Consider the following 20082-nt stretch of genomic DNA (forward strand, 5'->3'; position numbering starts at 1 on the left):
ATTCTCCTATTGAATCACAATAAATGGTCTCATCATTTCATAGTCCTCGTGTTCCAACATATGACAGTGCCAAACATATAAGCCCGTGAATGGCCCAAACCTCATGATTATTCTTGTTACTTGATTTGGATTAGCTTGAACAGTGTCCTTCCAACCACATTCTTGTGGGTTTGGTGGAGACGGTGGATCTGTATAATGAATGATCTTTTCCTTTTTATACTTTTCTACATCAAAGTTTCTACGATCTAAGATTTGGAAATTAATTAAGTGGAGATGTATAGGATGAGCATCTGGCGTTAAGTTAATTAAATACCATATTTCAGTTGTTCCCAATTTTGGATTTTCTGTAATGGGGGCATCCCAATGTTTATTATCCAATAACATAATTTCTCGTCCATACTGATCCATCCTGTGATCTAATGTTAAGTATCGCTTCATTGAAGCAGATTGTTCATTTATTTTTGGAATAGTCACCATACTAGCTGGTATCATGCTCGTGTCCAGGTTTGACAATGGCAATGTAACTAGAAATTGCATCACAGTTCCTGTATTTTCATCAACAGGTCTTCCCGATGGAAATGGGGTAGGAGCATCATTCTGCATAATAATCTTCTTACCTTCAAGATTGGTAAAATCGATGATTACTTCTGCTCGTTCTGCAGGTGATAACATGAGCTCATTTATCCCAATCGGATGCTGCATGAATCCACCCTCAGTTGCGATTTGATACATAAGTTGACCTGTATTAAGCTTAAATCGAAAAAAGCGTGAGTTAGAACCGTTTAATAATCTAAATCGATATTTTCTTGGTTCAACTTTTAAATAAGGATGAACTTTACCATTGACGATGACTGTATCACCAATAAATTCAGGGATAATAGACGTTTGTAGTTCTTTAATTGGTTGATCTGGTTGTTCTGGATAATAAAGTGAACCATCGTGATTAAAACTTTTATCTTGTATCAATAGTGGGACATCATAATTCCCATTCGGTAAATTTAATGAACCTTCCTTCTGATCACTAACTAGATAGAATCCTGCTAAACCAGCATATATATTAAGCCTTGTAATACCAAGTGCGTGATCATGGTACCAAAGTGTAGATGCACAATCGCAATTATCATATCGATATACTTGCTTTCTAAAATAACGCCCAACTTGTTTATAATCTTTTGTGAACCAAGCTTCAGGATAGCCATCGCTTTCAGATTCGACACAAGCACCATGTACATGTACAACTGTCCTTACTTGAGGGACATCTTTATGAGCACCATGAACTGTATAATCGATCGGAAACAGGTGTTTGTCTGGTAAATCATTGATCCATTTAATAAACACGATTTCCCCTTTCTCTACTTTAATTGTAGGTCCAGGATAGCTTCCCTCATACCCCCAAACAGTTGAGTCATTTAACTCGCTATGGAGCGATTGTTTAAACTCCGTCATCGTTACTTCATAATAAGTATAAAAATGATCTTTCCAGCGAGGTTTTAATATTGGTGGAATGGGTAGTTCATCAACAAATTTAGAAAGATTCATTTTGGGGGGCTCTTTGTGATTAAAATTCATATCGAACCTCCTTTTCTAACATATTCATATTCCACCAATAAGTAATAATTGACTATTCAATAGAAAGAAATTCAATATAGACAGTTAAGAGAAATAAGAGGAGATAAGAAGTCTGATAACATGATTAATTTTGCAAAAAACTGTCAAAGGTAGCCCATATTATTCTCGTTTAATTCAAGTAATCTTAACTCCAATCGTTAAGAAGGAAAGATGAAGTGGAAACAACACAATTTTACTTTTTAATGTTAGCTATAGAAACCTGGCCGTTAAAAAATGATTAAAAATACTACCCAAAGTAATCCGATTTTCCTATTTAAGGAAGAATGTATCTTGTTTTACCTGTTCGGACTAGGATATAATGTTTGTAAGATTTTGAACGGTCTGTAAATTTAAAGAATTAACTAGGAGGAAAAGGTTGTGGTGAAGGAAATGAAGGAACAAGTAAAAGTTTTTGCCCTTGGTGGGGTCGGAGAAATCGGAAAAAACATGTATATAGTCGAAGTAGGCGATTTGATATACGTGTTAGATGCAGGTTTGAAATTTCCTGACCAAGAAATGTACGGAATAGATCATGTCATACCTGATGTAAGTTATTTAGAGAAAAACGCACATAAAGTAGTAGGTGTTTTTATAACACATGGACATGAAGATCATATTGGTGCAATTCCATATATTATGAATAAACTTCCACAAGTAAAGTTTTACACGAATAAATTAGCTTATTTATTTATAAGAGAAAAATTAAGTGAAAAGGGTATTAAAAACCTTGAGCAATTTGAACTATATGACGAAACTACTTTATTAACTTTTGAAAATAGTTCAATTAGTTTTTTTAGGACTACTCACAGTATTCCTGATTCGTTTGGATTTTGTATAAATACACCACAAGGTGCTGTCGTTTTTACTGGAGACTTCAAATTTGATCAATCGAAAAGTCCCTATCCAGGTGCTGATTTAGGTAAACTAGCATTAATAGGAGATAAAGGTGTCTTATGTTTGCTATCTGATAGCACGAACGCAGAAAGACAAGGGTTTTCGGGTTCTGAGAAGAAAGTATCGGAAGAAATTAAAAAAGAGATAATGAAAGCAAAAGGAAGAGTTTTAGTAGCTTGCTTTTCTTCAAATATATATCGAATCCAACAGGTTATTGATGCAAGTGTAGCTTCTGATCGAAAACTTGCAGTTGTCGGAAGTAGTATGATGAAATCGATTGAAATAGCGAAGGAATTAGATTATTTATCGATTCCTGATGATTTAATGATTTCAGTTGTGGATACAGATAATTATAAAGAAAGAGATATTGTCATCCTTACAACAGGTACTCAAGGAGAACCGATGGCAGCTCTTTCAAAAATTGCTAAAGGTACGCATAAACAAGTTTCAATCCGAAAAGGTGATACTGTACTAATGGCGGCAACACCTATTCCAGGAAATGAAATGTTAGTTTCATCTTCTGTTAATCTATTATTTAGAGCCGGCGCAAATGTTATTTATGGTTATAAGAAGGTACACGTATCTGGCCATGGCTATGAAGAAGAATTAAAATTAATGCTTGAATTAATGAAGCCAAAATATTTCATACCAGTTCATGGCGAATATCGAATGCAAAAAGCACATTCACATATTGCAGAAGAAGTAGGGATGGCAAAAGAAGATATTTTTATTATTGAAAAAGGGGACATCGTTTCGTTTAAAAATGGTCAAGCTTCTCGTACTGAAAAAATCGAAGTTGGCAATGTTTTAATTGACGGAATTGGTGTCGGTGATGTTGGAAATATCGTATTACGTGATCGTAAGCTACTTTCACAAGATGGAATACTTATCGTTGTGGTAACGTTTAACAAGCAAAAGAAAGCAATCATATCTGGTCCAGAAATTATAACTCGTGGTTTTGTATATGTTCGTGAGTCCGAAAAATTAATAACTAGATCAACTGAAATTGTAAAAGACATTACAGAAAAAATGTTACAGAACGATCAAATTGAATGGACATTATTAAAAAATTCAATAAGAGATGGATTAAGCGCTTACTTATATGAAGAAACAAAAAGAAGACCAATGATTCTTCCAATATTAATGGAAGTATAATTTTAAATAGCAATGTATTTCTTAATCCAAGATGGGTATGATTTCCTTATTATTTTCACATACTAACTTGTATGAAAAATGATAGGGGGAACCGTTTTGACAAATTCAAATAATGAAACACCTATTCCAAACGAAGATGCACCTCCAAAGCCAAATGATCAAAAGGATATGAGCATTGTTGAAAAAATTCAGCAATTAGGACAAACAAATGTTCCAGCAAGCAATGATTCAAAAATCCATTGTCTAACGATAATTGGACAAATTGAAGGGCATGTGGCATTACCACCTCAAAACAAGACAACTAAATATGAACATTTAATCCCGCAATTAGTGGCAATTGAACAAAATCCTAAAATTGAAGGATTATTGATTGTTCTAAATACTGTTGGTGGAGATGTGGAAGCAGGCCTTGCGATATCAGAAATGATTGCGACATTAACGAAACCTACTGTATCAATCGTTTTAGGCGGTGGTCATAGTATCGGGGTACCAATTGCAGTAAGTACTGACTTCTCATATATTGCTGAAACGGCAACAATGACGATTCATCCAATTCGTCTAACTGGCTTAGTAATTGGTGTACCTCAAACATTTGAATACCTTGATAAAATGCAAGAAAGGGTAACACGTTTTGTTACAAAGCATTCAAATATTACAGAAGAACGTTTCAAGGAATTAATGTTTACAAAAGGTAATTTAACAAGAGATATCGGCTCGAATGTAGTCGGTGGAGATGCAGTAAAATATGGACTAATTGATGATGTAGGTGGGATCGGGCAAGCACTGAGTAAGTTGCAGGAATTAATTGATGAACGAAAAGAAAAGTCTAATAAAGAGGAGAATGAATTTTGATTCTTTATACAATCATGCCAATTGAATCGATTTTTCCTGTTGATCAACAAGAATACACATCACAGCAGTTTTTGGAATACAATGGTGTTCCAATGTTGGTTGATAGTGTTGGAGGTACAGCTTTTGAAATTAAACGAATTGTCAGTACTGATCCGCAGCATTTTATGCAGTATACACCTGGTCAAAGAATTTTAGTTCTTCCAACTTGAGGTAATTATTAACAATACATGGTAAACATATGTTCTGATATGTTATAATAAATTCAATTTAAGAAAGCAGCCAAAAGGCTGCTTTCTTTGGCGAATCTGCAAATTTTGATGGGGGTGAATTACATGGCAAAGCAGAAGCAGCAAAAGTCAAAAGCTCGAAAATCAGTAAGTGGTAATGGTTCAATATGGTATGAAATTAGTGGATTAATATTTTTAGCACTATCAATCGTAACAATATTAAAGCTTGGTATTGTAGGTAAAGCGTTTGTATTATTCTTGAGATTCTTCTTTGGGGAATGGTACATGCTTAGTTTTCTTTTTATCATCGGTTTATCTGCATATAGCATAATTTATCGAAAAAGACCTCCATTTGTTTCGAGTATTACGATTGGTGGATTGTTAATCTTCTTTAGTATATTGATGTTTAGTCATGTTACTCTATTTGATTTATTAGCAAAAAATAATCAATTTCATGATCAATCTGTTATAAAAAGTACGCTAGATTTATTTTTAATTGAAGCCAAAGGCAAAATCAGTACGGTTGATCTTGGTGGAGGTATGATTGGAGCAATACTTTTTGCAGTTTTATATTTCTTATTTGATCGAACCGGTGCGATTCTATTCGGAATCATTGCAATTGTTGCGGGAGTTTTATTTATAACTGGTAAGCCACTTGGTGGTTATATATATCAATATATAATGCCAAAAGTAAGAAATTTAATTTCAGATAGCTGGAAGGATTTTACAAATTTCTGGAAGCGTGGTCGTGAACAAAAAACTACTAGTAGACGAGCTGAGGCTAAACAAAAGAGAAAAGCAAGGAAAGATTCATTTGAAGACAATGATAATGAAGTAGAAGTGTCTACGGGTAATAATTTAAATTACCAAGTTAAAAATTCATATGAAGATGAGATCATCGAGCCGAAAAAAGAAATTCAAATCGAATATTCTCCTACATATCAGCCACCTAAGGGACCAGAATTGATCATCGCAAATAATTCAAATCAAATCCAAGCTCATTTTGCAGAGGATGATGATCAATCAATTGAATTGCCAGTTGCAGAAGTAGGTATTGATGATAAGGTAGATTACGTATTGCCATCAATGGATTTATTGGCCTACCCAAAGGGTGCTAAAAAACGTGAAAATGAATCCAAACTAAAGGAAAATGCGGACAAGCTTGAAAGAACATTTCAAAGTTTTGGTGTAAAGGCTACAGTAACAAAAGTACATCATGGACCTGCGGTAACTAAATATGAAGTATACCCTGAAGCAGGTGTAAAAGTTAGTCGTATTGTAAATCTTAGTGATGATTTAGCCCTTGCACTTGCAGCAAAAGACATTCGAATTGAAGCTCCGATTCCAGGTAAATCTGCTGTAGGAATTGAAGTGCCTAATACGAATATAACGACTGTATTACTTAGAGAAGTTCTCGAAGCAAAAAATCCGAAATTACAAAATCCATTAGCTGTATCGTTAGGAAAAGATATTGCCGGTGATGCTGTATTTGCAGAGCTTAATAAAATGCCGCATTTACTAGTAGCTGGGGCGACAGGTAGTGGAAAAAGTGTATGTATAAATGGAATCATTGTAAGTATCCTAATGAATGCAAAACCATCTGAAGTAAAGCTAATGCTAATCGATCCGAAGATGGTTGAATTAAATGTTTATAATGGTATTCCTCATTTGCTAACTCCTGTTGTAACAAACCCTAAAAAGGCTTCACAAGCGTTACGAAAAGTTGTTAGTGAAATGGAAAGAAGATACGAGCTTTTTTCTCATTCAGGTACTAGAAATATCGAAGGTTATAACGAATTAACTAAACAAAATAATACGATGACTGATTCGAAACAACCTTTATTACCATTTATCGTCGTAATAGTTGATGAGTTAGCTGACTTAATGATGGTAGCTTCGAGTGACGTGGAAGATTCAATCACTAGATTAGCTCAAATGGCTCGTGCAGCTGGTATCCACTTAATTATTGCTACACAACGACCGTCCGTTGACGTTATCACGGGTGTCATTAAAGCAAATATACCTTCTCGAATTGCTTTTAGTGTATCTTCTCAAACAGATTCTCGTACAATACTTGATACTGGTGGAGCAGAAAAACTATTAGGAAGAGGAGATATGTTATATCAACCAATCGGTGCATCTAAACCAATCCGAGTACAAGGGGCATTTTTATCTGATGATGAAGTTGAAAGAGTAGTCGAGTTTTCAATCTCTCAACAAAAGGCTCAATACCAAGAAGAAATGATGGTAAAAGAGGAAAAAGATGGGAAATCTGAAGTGAATGATGACCTTTATAATGAAGCTGTTGAGTTAGTATCAAATATGCAGTCAGCCTCGGTATCACTACTACAAAGAAGATTTAGAATTGGTTATACAAGAGCTGCCAGATTAATTGATGCGATGGAAGATAATGGTATAGTTGGTCCGTATGAAGGTAGTAAACCAAGGGAAGTATTAATTAGTAAGCCAGTAGAAGATGAGCAAGCCTTGTCATAAACAAAAAAGAAAAAATTGTCGAAACATTATTGACATTTTTAGACATAGAATGATATTATTTCTTCAGATAAATTGATAGTCCTCATATAATATCGACATAATGGGTCGGAAGTTTCTACATTGCAACCAATATTTGCAATACTATGGGGAAAAAGCATTATTATGGAGAAATGATTTATATTTACGATAATCAAAAACTCTTATAATCTAGCTTTTTCACTAAGTGGAACGGTAGATTATAAGAGTTTTTTTTGTTAAATATGAACAAATGATCCATTAACGTAATAAAAAATAAAGCGTTTACAAAAAAGTGTTGAAATGAGTAAAAAATAACAGTATAGTAAAGAAGGATTATACGACAGATGTCTAACAACTGATGTCTGAAATCCGAAGTTTGGGGGATGGGAAATGAAGATTAAAACAGACACCAGATTACTTTATCTCCAAGTGATGGATCGAATAAAACAAGATATTGAGAATGGTATTTACTTGCCACATCATAAGTTACCATCAGAGTATGAGTTATCTAAAATATTTGGAGTATCAAGAGCAACATTAAGAGAAGCATTAAGAGTTTTAGAAGAAGAAAATATCTTAGTTAGAAGACATGGAGTCGGTACATTTGTGAAACCGAAACCAATATTTAGGACAGGCATTGAACAATTAAGTAGTGTCTCAGAAATGATTGTTGATGCAGGTAAAGAGCCTGGTACAATCTTTCTATCTTCTAAACTATTAGTTCCTACGAAAGAAGATTTAAAAAGCTTCACAATCACTGAAGATGATCGAATGCACGTAGTAGAAAGAATTCGAACAGCAAATGGTGAACCTGTCGTTTATTGCATTGATAAATTACCGACTAATTATTTTAAACAGGTTCCATCATATGAAGATCACTCGTTTTTTACATTCATTAAAAAAGAAACTGGTCGCAATATCGAATATTCAAGTGCAAGAATTGAACCGATAGGTTACCACGATAAAGTTTCTCCTTTATTACAGTGTGAACCAGATGTTTCATTATTATTAATCGAACAGTTACACTTTGACGATTTAAACCGTGCAGTTTTACATTCTTATAATTACTTTAGAGCGGATCAGTTCAGCTTTAATGTTTTAAGAAAAAGAAATTAAATTGTATAGCCAAATTAATATTTACGAAAAATAAGTTTTGGCAAGTTTTCAAATATTGTTTACTGAAAGTTCATTAAATTATTAGGGAGGTGGATCGTTAAGATAACGATTATAAACCAAGCTAGTACAAAAGTAAATAAAAATTTAAGGGGGCAAAATTTTTATGAAGATGAAAAAAGCTGGTCTTGTTCTTTCAATGGCCTTAGCAGCAGGTACAATTTTAGGTGCTTGTGGTAAAGGTGGAGATACAAAAGACGCAAAAGGCGCATTTAAAGTAGGAATGGTAACAGACTCTGGTACGATTGATGATAAGTCATTTAACCAAGGTACTTGGGAAGGGATCCAAGCTGGAGCTAAAGATTTAGGTTTCAATCTTAAGCAAGATACAAAATACTTAAAACCTGCAGGTGAAACGGAAGCAGATTACTTAAAAGAAATCGGTAACTTAAATGATGCAGGGTTTCAATTTATTATAACTCCTGGTTATAAATTTGAAACAGCAATTAATAAAGCGCAAGATAAATATAAAGATGACAAATTTGTAATTATCGATGGTACTCCACACACAGCTAAAGATTTTACTCCAAATGTAAAAGATAACACAGTTTCAATTTTCTTCGCAGAACATGAAGCTGGTTACTTAGCTGGTATTGCAACAGCAGTTCAATTAAAAACTGGTGATGTTGGATTTATCGGTGGTATGGAAATTCCAGCAGTTCAAAAATATAACTGGGGATTCCAACAAGGTATTAAATATGCAAACGAAAAACTTGGAACTAGCATTTCTTTAAAAGCTAATAACGTAGTTTATTCTGGAAGCTTTACAGACAAAGCAGCAGGTCAACAAATTGCAGCTCAAATGTATGACCGCGGCGTTAAAGCGATTTTCACTGCAGCAGGTGGAGTAGGACAAGGTGCTATTACTGAAGCTAAAAACAGAGTAGCTAGTGGTAAAGAAGTTTGGGTTGTTGGTGTTGACGTAGATCAGTACGCTGATGGTGTTTATAAAGATAACAAATCAATCATTTTAACTTCAGCTATGAAAGGTGTTGCAAAAGCAGCTTCTGATATGGTTAAAGCTGAAAAAGATAAAAAATTCCCTGGTGGACAAACTTTAACTTACGATGCAAAAAATGATGGAATTGGTTTACCAAAAGAAAATCCAAACTTAAGTTCTGATACTATAACAAAAGTTAATGATGTATTTAACAAAATTAAGTCTGGTGAAATTGTAGTAGCAAGTGAAAGAGGAAGTTTAATTAAGTAATTAAATTTCTAATTAATAAATGATAGAAGAAGCATAGGAAAGGAGTCCCTTTTATATGCTTCTTCTACCCTAAAAATGATTTTTTAGTTTCATGCTTTAATCAATTGTAAGCACTTATATTGGTAAAGCTTCCAATTGATTAGGGCATGACTATCGGGAGAGAGAGTTAAGCCCTCCTTAAATAAAAAATATAGAAAAATATTTCGAAATCAAGTAAAACTTTAAAATAAAAAATGACTTCGTAATATCAAGGAGGAAAATTATGGAATATGTAGTGGAGATGCTAAATATAACAAAAGAGTTTCCTGGCATTATAGCGAATGATAATATTACACTACGATTAAAAAAAGGGGAAGTTCATGCTTTATTAGGTGAAAACGGGGCAGGGAAATCAACTTTAATGTCCGTCCTTTTTGGAATGTACACACCTGAAAAAGGGATTATAAAAATAAAAGGTAAAGAAGTTAAAATTTCAAATCCAAATGTTGCAAATGAACTAGGAATCGGAATGGTTCACCAACATTTTAAACTAGTTTCTAATTTTACAGTAACAGAAAATATTATTCTAGGTCTTGAACCTAAAAAGGGGCTAGTCGTAGATATTAAGACTGCAGCAAAACGTATTGAAGAGCTTTCTAAAACTTACGGTTTAAATGTAGATCCATATGCAAAGATTGAAGATATTACAGTAGGGATGCAACAAAGAGTCGAAATTTTAAAAACTTTATACCGTAATGCTGAAGTATTAATCCTAGATGAGCCAACAGCAGTACTTACTCCACAAGAAATACAAGATTTAATGAAGATTATTAAAAACTTGATCAATGAAGGCAAGTCAATCATTATCATTACTCATAAATTAAAAGAAATTAAAGCTGTTGCCGATCAATGTACAGTAATTCGTCACGGTAAGTACATTGGTACAGTTGATGTAAAACAAACTTCTGAATCTGAAATGGCATCTATGATGGTCGGACGTCAGGTGTCTTTCAAGGTAGATAAGGTAGAATCAAATCCTGGTGAAGTTGTACTAGATGTAAATAATTTAAGTGTCAAAAATAATAAAAAAGTTTTAGGTTTAAAAAATGCTACACTTCAAGTTCGAGCAGGTGAAATCGTTGGGATTGCCGGAGTTGAAGGAAATGGACAATCTGAACTTGTTGAAGCAATTACAGGGTTAAGACCGATTGAAGAGGGTTCTATTTTATTAAAAAATCAAGATATTACAAAACACAGTATACGCGAGCGAATTAGAAACGGTATTGCTCATATTCCAGAGGATCGTCAAAAAAGAGGACTTGTTCTTGAATATACAATTGAAGAAAACGTTGTTTTAGAGATTTATAATCAAGAGCCATTCTCTAAATATGGTGTATTAGATAAAACTGCGATTGCCAAACATGCAAAGAAAATTATTGAAGAATTCGATGTACGATCTGGTGAAGGTGCTAAAACAGTGGTTGAATCAATGTCTGGAGGAAACCAACAAAAAGCAATCATTGGTCGTGAAATCGAACTTAAGCCAGAGTTATTAATTGCATGTCAGCCAACGCGTGGATTAGACGTTGGTTCGATAGAGTATATTCATAAGAGATTAATAGAGCAAAGAGATAGTGGAAAAGCTGTTCTACTGATTTCGTTAGAGCTAGATGAGGTTCTTAATTTATCTGACCGCATTGCAATCGTAAATGCTGGAGAAATCGTTGATATCGTTAATGCCAAAGACACAAATGAAGATGAATTAGGATTAATGATGGCTGGTATAAGGAGAGGTGAAGGGGCATGAAAAAGGGAGGAATCATTTCTTTAATTGCCGTAGTATTAGGTTTACTAGCTGGAGCATTATTAATTTTAGTAACAGGTAATGATCCAGTAGAAGGGTTTACTTATTTATTCCAAGGTGGATTAAAAGATCCGGAGCGTATTGGTAATACATTTGCTACTGCTACTCCGTTAATTTTAACAGGACTTTCTGTTGCATTTGCATTCAGAACAGGTTTATTTAATATTGGTGCAGCTGGCCAAATGCTTTTCGCAGGATTTTGTGCTTCTGCAATTGGTTTAACTTTCGATTTACCTACTCTTATCTTAGTTCCAATTATGGTAATTGTAGCCTTTATTGCAGGTGCAGCTTGGGCATTTATTCCAGGACTACTAAAAGCTAGGTTTAATGTTCACGAAGTAGTTTCTACGATTATGATGAACTGGATTGCCTATTGGACTGTTTATTATTTAGTACCACAATATTTTAAAGGTAGTACTGAAACAGAGTCAAAAATGCTTGCAGATGCTGCAACATTAAAAATGCCATTTTTATCAAATTTATTTGGTGGATCATATATTAACTTCGGTTTATTTATCGCCGTAATTATGGTAATCGTTGTTTCATTTATTATTAATCGTACAGTATTAGGATATGAATTAAAAGCTGTAGGTTACAACCGTAGTGCTGCTGAATACGCTGGTATTTCAGTAAATAGAAATGTTATTTTATCAATGATGATTTCAGGTGGACTAGCAGGGTTAGCAGGTGTTGTTCAATTCGCTGGTAATGCATCACTAATTCAAATAGGTGTTTTACCTACTGAAGGATTCGACGGAATTGCCGTGGCACTTTTAGGCATGAATACACCAATTGGCGTATTTTTCTCAGCTATTTTCTTTGGACTATTATATTCTGGTAAAGGTTTTATGAGTGCAATGACTTCAATTCCACCAGATATTGCTGATGTTATCATTGCAATTATTATTTATTTCTCTGCAACTAGTATTTTAATTAAAAAAGTTATAGATCGAGTATCGAAATCACGCAAATACAAAAACAGCAATGTAGGAGAGAAGGTGAAATAAGGCATGGATTTAATTATACAAATTTTCCCATATGCAATTGCTTATACGATTCCATTATTAATCGTAGCATTAGGTGGTTTATTTTCTGAGCGAAGCGGTGTCGTAAATATTGGTTTAGAAGGTTTAATGGTTGTTGGTGGTTTCGCTAGTGCCTTAACAATTTCAAAACTTCAAGAAACTCATCAAGGTGAAGTTTGGGTAATCTGGGTAGGAATTCTTGTTGCAGTTCTAACAGGTGCTTTATTTTCTTTACTACATGCGTTTGCAAGTATAAATTTACACGCAGATCAAGTAATTAGTGGTATCGCAATTAATATGATTGCAGGTGCTTTAACAATCTTCTTAGCAAGAAATATTACTGGATCAGGAAACATCAGTATTAACGGTATTACTCGTACGGATATCCCAGTGTTAAAGAACATTCCAATTCTTGGAGATTTATTCTTTAAAAACACGTATTCTACAACATGGTTAGTCATCGGCATTCTAATCATCAGTACATTTGTACTTTATAAAACTCGTTTAGGCTTACGTCTACGTGCATGTGGTGAATACCCACAAGCAGCTGATGCAGCAGGTATTAATGTATACCGTATTCGTTACCTTGGCGTTATTATTTCTGGTGCATTTTCTGGATTAGGTGGAGCAATTATTTTAGTAACTTACTCTGGCGAATTTACAGGTAGTGTTGCAGGTCTTGGTTTCTTAGCAATTGCTGCATTAATTTTTGGACAATGGAAGCCACTTGGAATTTTAGCAGCGACATTATTCTTTGGTGTAGCAACAACAATTGCCAATGTATCGCAAGTAATTCCAAGCTTAGCTCATATCCCACCATTAGCATTAAAGTTATTCCCATACGTAGTAACTTTAATCGCATTAGTAATTTTCTCTAAATCATCTCAAGCACCAAAATCAGTTGGTGTTGCATATGAAAAAGGTAAACGATAAATAATTGTTTTGAAGCTTCCTATTTAATTAGGAAGCTTTTTTCATTTGCTGAAACAACATTGTGTCAACTAATTACGAATATTATCTTGTTAAGTAAGATTGCTTTGGTCGAACATCTCTCAACTATACCAAGAAATTAAATTATAATTCGTGTTTTGATCGATTTTACGAAGAAGAAGATCCTCAAGACATTCAAATAACTTCAGTTTGATTTCTTCTGGAATTCGTTAACCTCATGTCACATGGAGTTATTTGAGGATAAAATCACATCGGAAAAGAAGACTTAATCGTTTTAGAGGTATAAAAGAAAAGACAATGTTAAAAAATGTATTGGTTTTAAGATTTTCAGTTATGTTTTGGTAATGATTGGAACGTAAGGTGCGAGACTCCTGTGGGAAAAGAGGGAAGGGTGAGACCCCGCAGGCTGGCCGAGGAGGCTCACCTCTCTCCCCACGGAAAGGGAGCATCCTGGAGAGGAAATCAACGAAGTACTTATTTTAAAAGGACAGATAGTTGAATTAAACGACTTTTTCAACATCTCTAAACGATTTTAAAATAAGAAGCTTCTTTTTATTTGAATTAATAATTTTGGGTAAACTAAGCAGTAGGTTTTATTTTTGGTAAAATTAGAGATACAATGAAGATATTGGAAATAAATATGAGTAAATAGTATTTGACTAAGGAGGGTTCAATTTGAATTTGTTACAGTACAAAAATAGTGATATTAACGGTATTAAGCTACATGTGGTAACAACTGAAAAGTTTAAAACAAATTCGATTACGTTAAAAGTACGAGGAAAACTCGAAGAAGATACAGTATCGTATCGCGGAATTTTACCTTATGTATTGCAAAGTGGAACAAAAGCTCTTCCTACCAATGGTGAAATTAGAAGAAAATTAGAAGAATTATATGGGGCGACCTTCTTTGTAGACGTATCAAAAAAAGGTGATTACCATGTTATGTCATTTACAATTGACATTGCAAATGAAAAATACCTTTCAAATCAAGGTTCACTATTAAATGAAGCGCTGATGCTTATTGCTTCTATTTGGCAAAATCCATTTTTAGAAAATGGGGTATTTTCAGCTAAACATGTTGAAACTCAAAAAAGAACTCAAGTACAACGAATTCAATCAATTAATGATGATAAATTGAAATTTGCAAATCAACGACTAGTGGAAGAAATGTTTAAGGATGAACCTTATGCGTTACTTGCAAATGGAAAAACAGAAGATGTCAATTCAATGACAGCAGACTCACTTTATCAGTACTATGAAAAAGCTTTGCAACAAGATTTAATTGATCTATATATAGTTGGAGATGTTGCATTTGACCAATGTAAACAATTAGTTGAAGAGAATTTTAGAAACACAACTAGTCGAAAATTAACAGTTGATACAACAAAAGCAACGCCAGTCGATTCTCCTAATGAAGTAATTGAAGAGCAAAAACTAAATCAGGCTAAACTTCATATAGGTTATACGACTGGGATTTCGATTAAAGATCCAGATTACTTTGCACTTCAAGTATTTAATGGACTTTTTGGCGGATTCTCTCATTCAAAGTTATTTATCAATGTTCGTGAAAAAAATAGCTTAGCATACTATGCTGCTTCTCGTTTTGAAAGTCATAAATCAATTTTAATGGTTATGTCTGGTATAGCAAGTGAAAATTATGAAAAAGCAACTACAATTATTGCTGAACAACTTGAAGAAATGAAAAAGGGAAATTTCACTGAAGAGGAAATCGATCAAACAAAATTAGTGATTAAAAACAGTCTATTAGAAAGTATGGACACAGCTTATGGAATTATTGAAACATTATTCAATGACCAAGCTGCAGGGAATGAACGTCCGATCGAGGACTGGTTCCCTGAAATTGAAAAAGTTACGAAAGATGAAATTGTAGCTGTAGCTAATAAAATTAAACTTCACACAACTTATTTCTTAAAAGGTCAGGAGGGAGCATAATGGAAAAAAAGTATTTTGAACAATTGAATGAAACGCTTTATTTCGAGGAGCTTGAAAACGGATTAAAAGTATATATTCTTCCTAAACAAGGCTACAACAAAACATATGCGACCTTTACAACTAAATACGGTTCGATTGATTCTGAATTTATTCCTTTAGGAAAAGATGAAAAATTAGTTGTACCAGATGGGATTGCTCATTTTTTAGAGCACAAGTTGTTTGAAAAGAAAGATGGGGACGTATTCCAAGTTTTTAGTAAACAAGGAGCTTCTTCTAATGCGTTCACAAGTTTTACACGAACTGCTTATTTATTTTCAGCAACGAATAATGTAGAACAAAATTTAATGACTTTAATTGATTTTGTTCAAGATCCATATTTTTCTGATCAAAGTGTTGAAAAAGAAAAAGGGATTATTGGTCAAGAAATTAAAATGTACGAAGATAATCCTGATTGGAGACAATATTTTGGGATGATTGCCAATTTATATGGTAAACATCCTGTTAGAACCGATATTGCTGGAACGATTGAATCAATTTCAAAAATTACAAAAGAATTACTTTATACTTGTTATGAAACTTTTTATCATCCGAGTAATATGTTGTTTTTTGTTGTAGGTCCTGTAGATCCTGATAAAACAATGAATTTAATTAAAGAAAACCAAAGCAAAAAAACGTTCAAAGATGCAAATGAAATTAAGAGATTTTTCCCTGAAGAAACGCCAGAATCAGCAGAGAAGAAAAAAGTGTTACATATGAATGTCCAATCATCGAAAGTGCTGGTTGGCGTGAAAGACTTTTCTGCACCTAAAGGTGGAAGCGAATTATTAAAGCATGAATTATCAATTTCAGTATTACTAGATTATTTATTTGGCAAAGGCTCAAATACGTATCAACAAATGTATGAAGATGGCTTAATCGATGATACGTTCTCATATGATTACTCCGCAGAAAATGGTTTTGCTTTTGCAATCATCGGAGGAGATTCTACTTCACCTGAAAAACTTTCTGAAAAAATTAAAGAAGTGTTATTAGATTCAAAAAATCATCAGTGGGAAAAAGAAATTGTCGATCGCGTAGTTAAAAAGAAAATTGGCGGATTCTTACGCTCATTAAATTCTCCAGAATATATCGCTAACCAATTTACACGATATGCGTTCTTAGATATGCATTTATTTGACATTGTATCTGTGTTACAATCTATTTCTGTAGAGGATCTAAAAGAAAGTGCTAGTCATCTAATAAATGAAGACTATATGAGTGAATTTTTTGTTCTTCCTCATTGAAAGAATTAAAAGCATCCTTTATTGGATGCTTTTTGAAATTTTAAAAATTTAAGGGTTTTTAAAGAATCAAAGTGTATTATTTATTAATAAAAATTTTTAAGTCCTCGTTTCTCTATTACCTTTATAATTATTAATACTCTTTAAACCTGCATTAAAACCTCGAATAAATGGAGATTATAATAAATGAGAAAAAGAATTCTAGTAATTGGAGCTAGTGGTGACATTGGCTTAGCAATTTCGAAAAAATTAATCAATGAAAAATATGATTTAGTTGTCCATTATAATAGTAAGAAAGAGCCACTTAATGAGCTGATCCAATTAGCTAATGAGATTGAAGTAAATTGCCAATTTGTTCAAGCGGACTTGTCAGTTGAAAATGGAGTTGAAATTTTAACATCACAAATAAATGATACAATCGATTCAATTGTTTATGCATCGGGTTTTTCAATCTTTGGTTTAATTAACGATGTAAGTGATGAGGAAATCGATCGAATGACTCAATTACATATCAAAAGTTTGATCAAAGTAGTCAATCATTTTCTTCCTAATATGGTGGCTAAAAAATCTGGCAGTATCGTCGTTATTTCGTCTATATGGGGACAAATTGGTGCTTCATGTGAAGTATTATATTCAACTACTAAAGGTGCTCAAAACGCCTATGTGATGGCATTAGCTAAAGAATTAGGGCCAAGTGGAGTGAAAGTAAATGCCGTTGCCCCAGGTGCCGTAAAAACGAATATGTTAAATACGTTTAGTGAAGAAGATTTAAAAGAAATCGCAAATGAAATTCCAATGAATCGTTTAGCTCTTCCATGTGAAATTGCGAATACGGTAAATTACCTAATTTCCGAACAATCTTCTTATATAACAGGCCAAATTCTTGGAGTAAACGGCGGTTGGCATACTTCATAGCAAAATTTCCGGTCGAAAGTTATTTATTTCACATATTTTACCTTTTATATTATGGCGAAATCGTTTATTATTAAATGGAGAGTTAAGTAGTTAACAAATAGGGGGTATAGGTATGGAGTTAATCGAATGGTATTTTGAGTATGAAATACATAAGAATCGCCCTGGACTACTTGGAGATATTGCATCGCTAATCGGTATGCTAGGGATTAATATTTTAACAATCAATGGTGTCGACACAATGAGACGCGGCATGTTACTTGGTTGCGATAACGATGATCAAATTACTAGATTTGAATCAATTTTAAATACTATGGACAATATAACAATAATTAAACTTAGAAAGCCAACTCTGAGAGATCGTTTAGCTGTAAGACATGGTACTTATATTCAACGTGACGTAGATGATAAAAAGACTTTTCGTTTTGTCCGCGATGATTTAGGTATGCTTGTTGATTTTATGGCAGAGCTATTTAAAATGCCAGGCCATAAGCTAATCGGAATTAGAGGGATGCCTCGTGTTGGTAAGACAGAATCAGTTGTAGCAGCAAGTGTTTGTGCAAATAAACGCTGGTTATTTGTTTCATCAACATTAATTAAACAAACATTAAGAAGTCAATTAATAGAAGATGAATATAATTCAGATAATGTATTTATTATTGATGGCATTCTTTCTCATAGAAGAGCAAATGAGCAACATTGGCAATTGGTTCGCGAAATTATGGCAATGTCTTCTGTGAAAGTAGTGGAACATCCTGATGTATTTGTACAGCAAACTGAATACTCCTTAGAAGATTTTGATTACATAATTGAATTAAGAAATGATGAAAATGAAGAAATTAAATATGAACTTGTAGACCAAATGGATAAAAATGGACACAACTCGTTCTCGATGTTTGATTTTTAAAGTTAGTTGGGGTGTAACTTGTGACAGAATTAGGAAAATATTTACGAGAAGCAAGAGAAGCGAAAGGTTTATCAATTGACGATGTACAAGAGTTAACGAAGATTCAGAAACGTTATCTTGAAGCAATCGAAGAAGGTAATTATGAAATATTGCCAGGGCAATTTTATGTTCGTGCATTTATTAGACAATATGCAGAAACAATAGGTGTTGACGTTTCTGGATTTCTAACTGAAAAGCCAGTGGTAGAAGAATCAACTGTGGCAAGTACAGTAGAAGAAGTAAAGCATGAAGAAATCCCTAGTAGAGCATCGAAGCTTAAAGAACCATTAAGCAATGTTAAGTCATCACGAGTAATGGATTATTTACCAAGGATACTAGTAGCGATTCTTATCATCGGAATCTGTATCGCTATTTATATGATGTTCCCATCAAAAAATGATGGAAAATCTGCGGATACGAATCAGACTCAATCTAACTCTAATTCTGAAATTGAAAAACCAAAAAATAATGCGCTAGATCAGGCAAAAGTTAATAATACGAAAAAAACAGAGAAACCGAAAAATGATGTGACTGAGCAAACACCAGCGCAAAAAATTACTGTTGACTCTGCAGCGGGTAAACGAACTACTATTTCTTTATCTGGTACGGATGTATTTAAATTAGAAGTAGTTGCAAATGGTGAAAGTTATGTAGATTTAAAAAATGCTGATGGAAAAATGTTCTATTCCGGAATTTTAAAACAAGGACAAACTCAAAACTACGACTTAACAGATGAAAATGAAGTAACTGTAAATATTGGTGCTTCTAATAATGTTGAGCTACGAATTAACGATGAGATATTTAAATATCCAGTTAGTCCAACAAATGCTGTTCACCAAAAGATTACGATTAAAAATTTAAAAATGAATCAATAGTCATCTTTAAGATGGCTTTTATTCATTTATTATAAATGCTTCATTTTTAGAAAGTTTTGGAGGGTTTTACCATGAATTTACCAAATAAGATCACAGTTTCAAGGGTTTGTCTAATTCCATTATTTATGATTGCCGTTTTAATCGATTTTGGATGGGGAAAAGTTACATTAATGGGTGATTCAATACCAGTTAATCATTTAGTAGGAGCTGCAATTTTTATTATTGCATCAGTTACTGATTTTATAGATGGTTATTACGCTAGAAAATTTAATCTAGTAACTAATTTTGGTAAGTTTTTAGATCCACTTGCTGATAAATTACTTGTATCGTCCGCATTAATTATCTTAACTGATTTTCATTATGTTCCTGCATGGATTACGATTGTCATTATAAGTAGAGAGTTTGCTGTAACCGGATTACGAATGATTTTAGCTGGCTCTGGAGAAGTTCATGCTGCTGCAATGCTAGGTAAAATTAAGACTTGGGCTCAAATAGTTGCGATTTCTGCTTATTTCTTACATGACTTCCCATTGAATTTCTTACCATTTTCGATTGCGGATGTATCACTTTGGGTCGCATTATTCTTTACAGTATATTCTGGTTGGGATTATTTTTATAAAAATAGAGATGTTCTTCTTAAATCAATGTAATTAATATAGGGGGA

General features: G+C 33.5%; 16 protein-coding genes and 1 riboswitch. Of the genes, 15 read left to right on the forward strand and 1 reads right to left on the reverse strand.

Going from position 1 to position 20082, the window contains the following annotated elements; translation table 11 throughout:
• Positions 1 to 6: 6 nt before the first annotated feature.
• Complete coding sequence (locus BM319_RS08340; protein WP_025568556.1) at positions 7 to 1539, reverse strand: multicopper oxidase family protein; 1533 nt, start codon at positions 1537 to 1539, stop codon at positions 7 to 9.
• A gap of 447 nt (positions 1540 to 1986) precedes the next feature.
• Here BM319_RS08340 and BM319_RS08345 point away from each other — a divergent pair, with 447 nt between their 5' ends.
• From BM319_RS08345 to pgsA, 15 genes are all read left to right on the forward strand, one after another.
• Positions 1987 to 3657: a ribonuclease J gene (locus BM319_RS08345; protein ID WP_025568557.1), complete on the forward strand. Its 1671-nt coding sequence runs from the start codon at positions 1987 to 1989 to the stop codon at positions 3655 to 3657.
• 168 nt (positions 3658 to 3825) lie between these two features.
• Entirely contained in the window at positions 3826 to 4509 is a 684-nt protein-coding gene (locus BM319_RS08350; protein WP_254664609.1) for a ClpP family protease, read from the forward strand.
• Positions 4506 to 4718 (forward strand): YlzJ-like family protein, encoded by a 213-nt coding sequence (locus BM319_RS08355; protein ID WP_025568559.1) that lies wholly within the window; start codon positions 4506 to 4508, stop codon positions 4716 to 4718. The genes BM319_RS08350 and BM319_RS08355 overlap by 4 nt, the downstream gene beginning before the upstream one ends.
• 123 nt (positions 4719 to 4841) lie before the next feature.
• On the forward strand, positions 4842 to 7232 hold the full coding sequence (locus tag BM319_RS08360) for a DNA translocase FtsK (RefSeq protein ID WP_069034498.1): 2391 nt from the start codon (positions 4842 to 4844) through the stop codon (positions 7230 to 7232).
• 62 nt (positions 7233 to 7294) lie between these two features.
• A riboswitch (purine riboswitch) is annotated at positions 7295 to 7396 on the forward strand.
• A 244-nt stretch (positions 7397 to 7640) separates the two neighbouring features.
• Positions 7641 to 8366, forward strand: a complete 726-nt coding sequence (locus BM319_RS08365) for a GntR family transcriptional regulator (protein WP_025568763.1) — start codon at positions 7641 to 7643, stop codon at positions 8364 to 8366.
• Between the two features lie 169 nt (positions 8367 to 8535).
• The gene (locus BM319_RS08370) at positions 8536 to 9633 is read left to right on the forward strand and encodes a BMP family lipoprotein (protein WP_217493006.1); all 1098 of its coding nucleotides are present in this window, start codon (positions 8536 to 8538) and stop codon (positions 9631 to 9633) included.
• Positions 9634 to 9895: 262 nt separating this feature from the next.
• The gene (locus tag BM319_RS08375) at positions 9896 to 11419 is read left to right on the forward strand and encodes an ABC transporter ATP-binding protein (protein ID WP_025568766.1); all 1524 of its coding nucleotides are present in this window, start codon (positions 9896 to 9898) and stop codon (positions 11417 to 11419) included.
• Entirely contained in the window at positions 11416 to 12483 is a 1068-nt protein-coding gene (locus BM319_RS08380; protein ID WP_025568767.1) for an ABC transporter permease, read from the forward strand. The genes BM319_RS08375 and BM319_RS08380 overlap by 4 nt, the downstream gene beginning before the upstream one ends.
• 3 nt (positions 12484 to 12486) lie before the next feature.
• Complete coding sequence (locus BM319_RS08385) at positions 12487 to 13434, forward strand: ABC transporter permease (protein WP_025568768.1); 948 nt, start codon at positions 12487 to 12489, stop codon at positions 13432 to 13434.
• Between the two features lie 693 nt (positions 13435 to 14127).
• Positions 14128 to 15405 (forward strand): EF-P 5-aminopentanol modification-associated protein YfmF, encoded by a 1278-nt coding sequence (yfmF, locus tag BM319_RS08390; protein ID WP_025568769.1) that lies wholly within the window; start codon positions 14128 to 14130, stop codon positions 15403 to 15405.
• Positions 15405 to 16688, forward strand: coding sequence for an EF-P 5-aminopentanol modification-associated protein YfmH (yfmH, locus tag BM319_RS08395; RefSeq protein WP_025568770.1), 1284 nt, complete (start codon positions 15405 to 15407; stop codon positions 16686 to 16688). Before yfmF ends, yfmH begins: the two co-directional genes overlap by 1 nt.
• Positions 16689 to 16871: 183 nt before the next feature.
• Complete coding sequence (ymfI, locus tag BM319_RS08400; RefSeq protein WP_025568771.1) at positions 16872 to 17600, forward strand: elongation factor P 5-aminopentanone reductase; 729 nt, start codon at positions 16872 to 16874, stop codon at positions 17598 to 17600.
• 112 nt (positions 17601 to 17712) lie between these two features.
• Entirely contained in the window at positions 17713 to 18504 is a 792-nt protein-coding gene (locus BM319_RS08405) for a DUF3388 domain-containing protein (RefSeq protein ID WP_025568772.1), read from the forward strand.
• A gap of 20 nt (positions 18505 to 18524) precedes the next feature.
• Positions 18525 to 19418: a helix-turn-helix domain-containing protein gene (locus tag BM319_RS08410; RefSeq protein WP_091022155.1), complete on the forward strand. Its 894-nt coding sequence runs from the start codon at positions 18525 to 18527 to the stop codon at positions 19416 to 19418.
• A gap of 71 nt (positions 19419 to 19489) precedes the next feature.
• A complete protein-coding gene (pgsA, locus tag BM319_RS08415; protein WP_025568774.1) occupies positions 19490 to 20068 on the forward strand; it encodes a CDP-diacylglycerol--glycerol-3-phosphate 3-phosphatidyltransferase in 579 nt (192 codons plus the stop codon).
• Positions 20069 to 20082: the final 14 nt, after the last annotated feature.

Source organism: Bacillus sp. UNCCL81 (assembly GCF_900112535.1).
Lineage (GTDB): Bacteria > Bacillota > Bacilli > Bacillales > Bacillaceae_G > Gottfriedia > Gottfriedia luciferensis_B.

Excerpts from the sequence above, each read along its gene's own strand:
- BM319_RS08340 (WP_025568556.1), bottom strand. The coding sequence starts at position 1,539 with ATGAATCTTTCTAAATTTGTTGATGAACTACCCATTCCACCAATATTA.
- BM319_RS08350 (WP_254664609.1), top strand. The coding sequence starts at position 3,826 with ATGAGCATTGTTGAAAAAATTCAGCAATTAGGACAAACAAATGTTCCA.
- BM319_RS08360 (WP_069034498.1), top strand. The coding sequence starts at position 4,842 with ATGGCAAAGCAGAAGCAGCAAAAGTCAAAAGCTCGAAAATCAGTAAGT.
- BM319_RS08365 (WP_025568763.1), top strand. The coding sequence starts at position 7,641 with ATGAAGATTAAAACAGACACCAGATTACTTTATCTCCAAGTGATGGAT.
- BM319_RS08370 (WP_217493006.1), top strand. The coding sequence starts at position 8,536 with ATGAAAAAAGCTGGTCTTGTTCTTTCAATGGCCTTAGCAGCAGGTACA.
- BM319_RS08375 (WP_025568766.1), top strand. The coding sequence starts at position 9,896 with ATGGAATATGTAGTGGAGATGCTAAATATAACAAAAGAGTTTCCTGGC.
- BM319_RS08380 (WP_025568767.1), top strand. The coding sequence starts at position 11,416 with ATGAAAAAGGGAGGAATCATTTCTTTAATTGCCGTAGTATTAGGTTTA.
- BM319_RS08385 (WP_025568768.1), top strand. The coding sequence starts at position 12,487 with ATGGATTTAATTATACAAATTTTCCCATATGCAATTGCTTATACGATT.
- yfmH (WP_025568770.1), top strand. The coding sequence starts at position 15,405 with ATGGAAAAAAAGTATTTTGAACAATTGAATGAAACGCTTTATTTCGAG.
- ymfI (WP_025568771.1), top strand. The coding sequence starts at position 16,872 with ATGAGAAAAAGAATTCTAGTAATTGGAGCTAGTGGTGACATTGGCTTA.
- BM319_RS08405 (WP_025568772.1), top strand. The coding sequence starts at position 17,713 with ATGGAGTTAATCGAATGGTATTTTGAGTATGAAATACATAAGAATCGC.
- pgsA (WP_025568774.1), top strand. The coding sequence starts at position 19,490 with ATGAATTTACCAAATAAGATCACAGTTTCAAGGGTTTGTCTAATTCCA.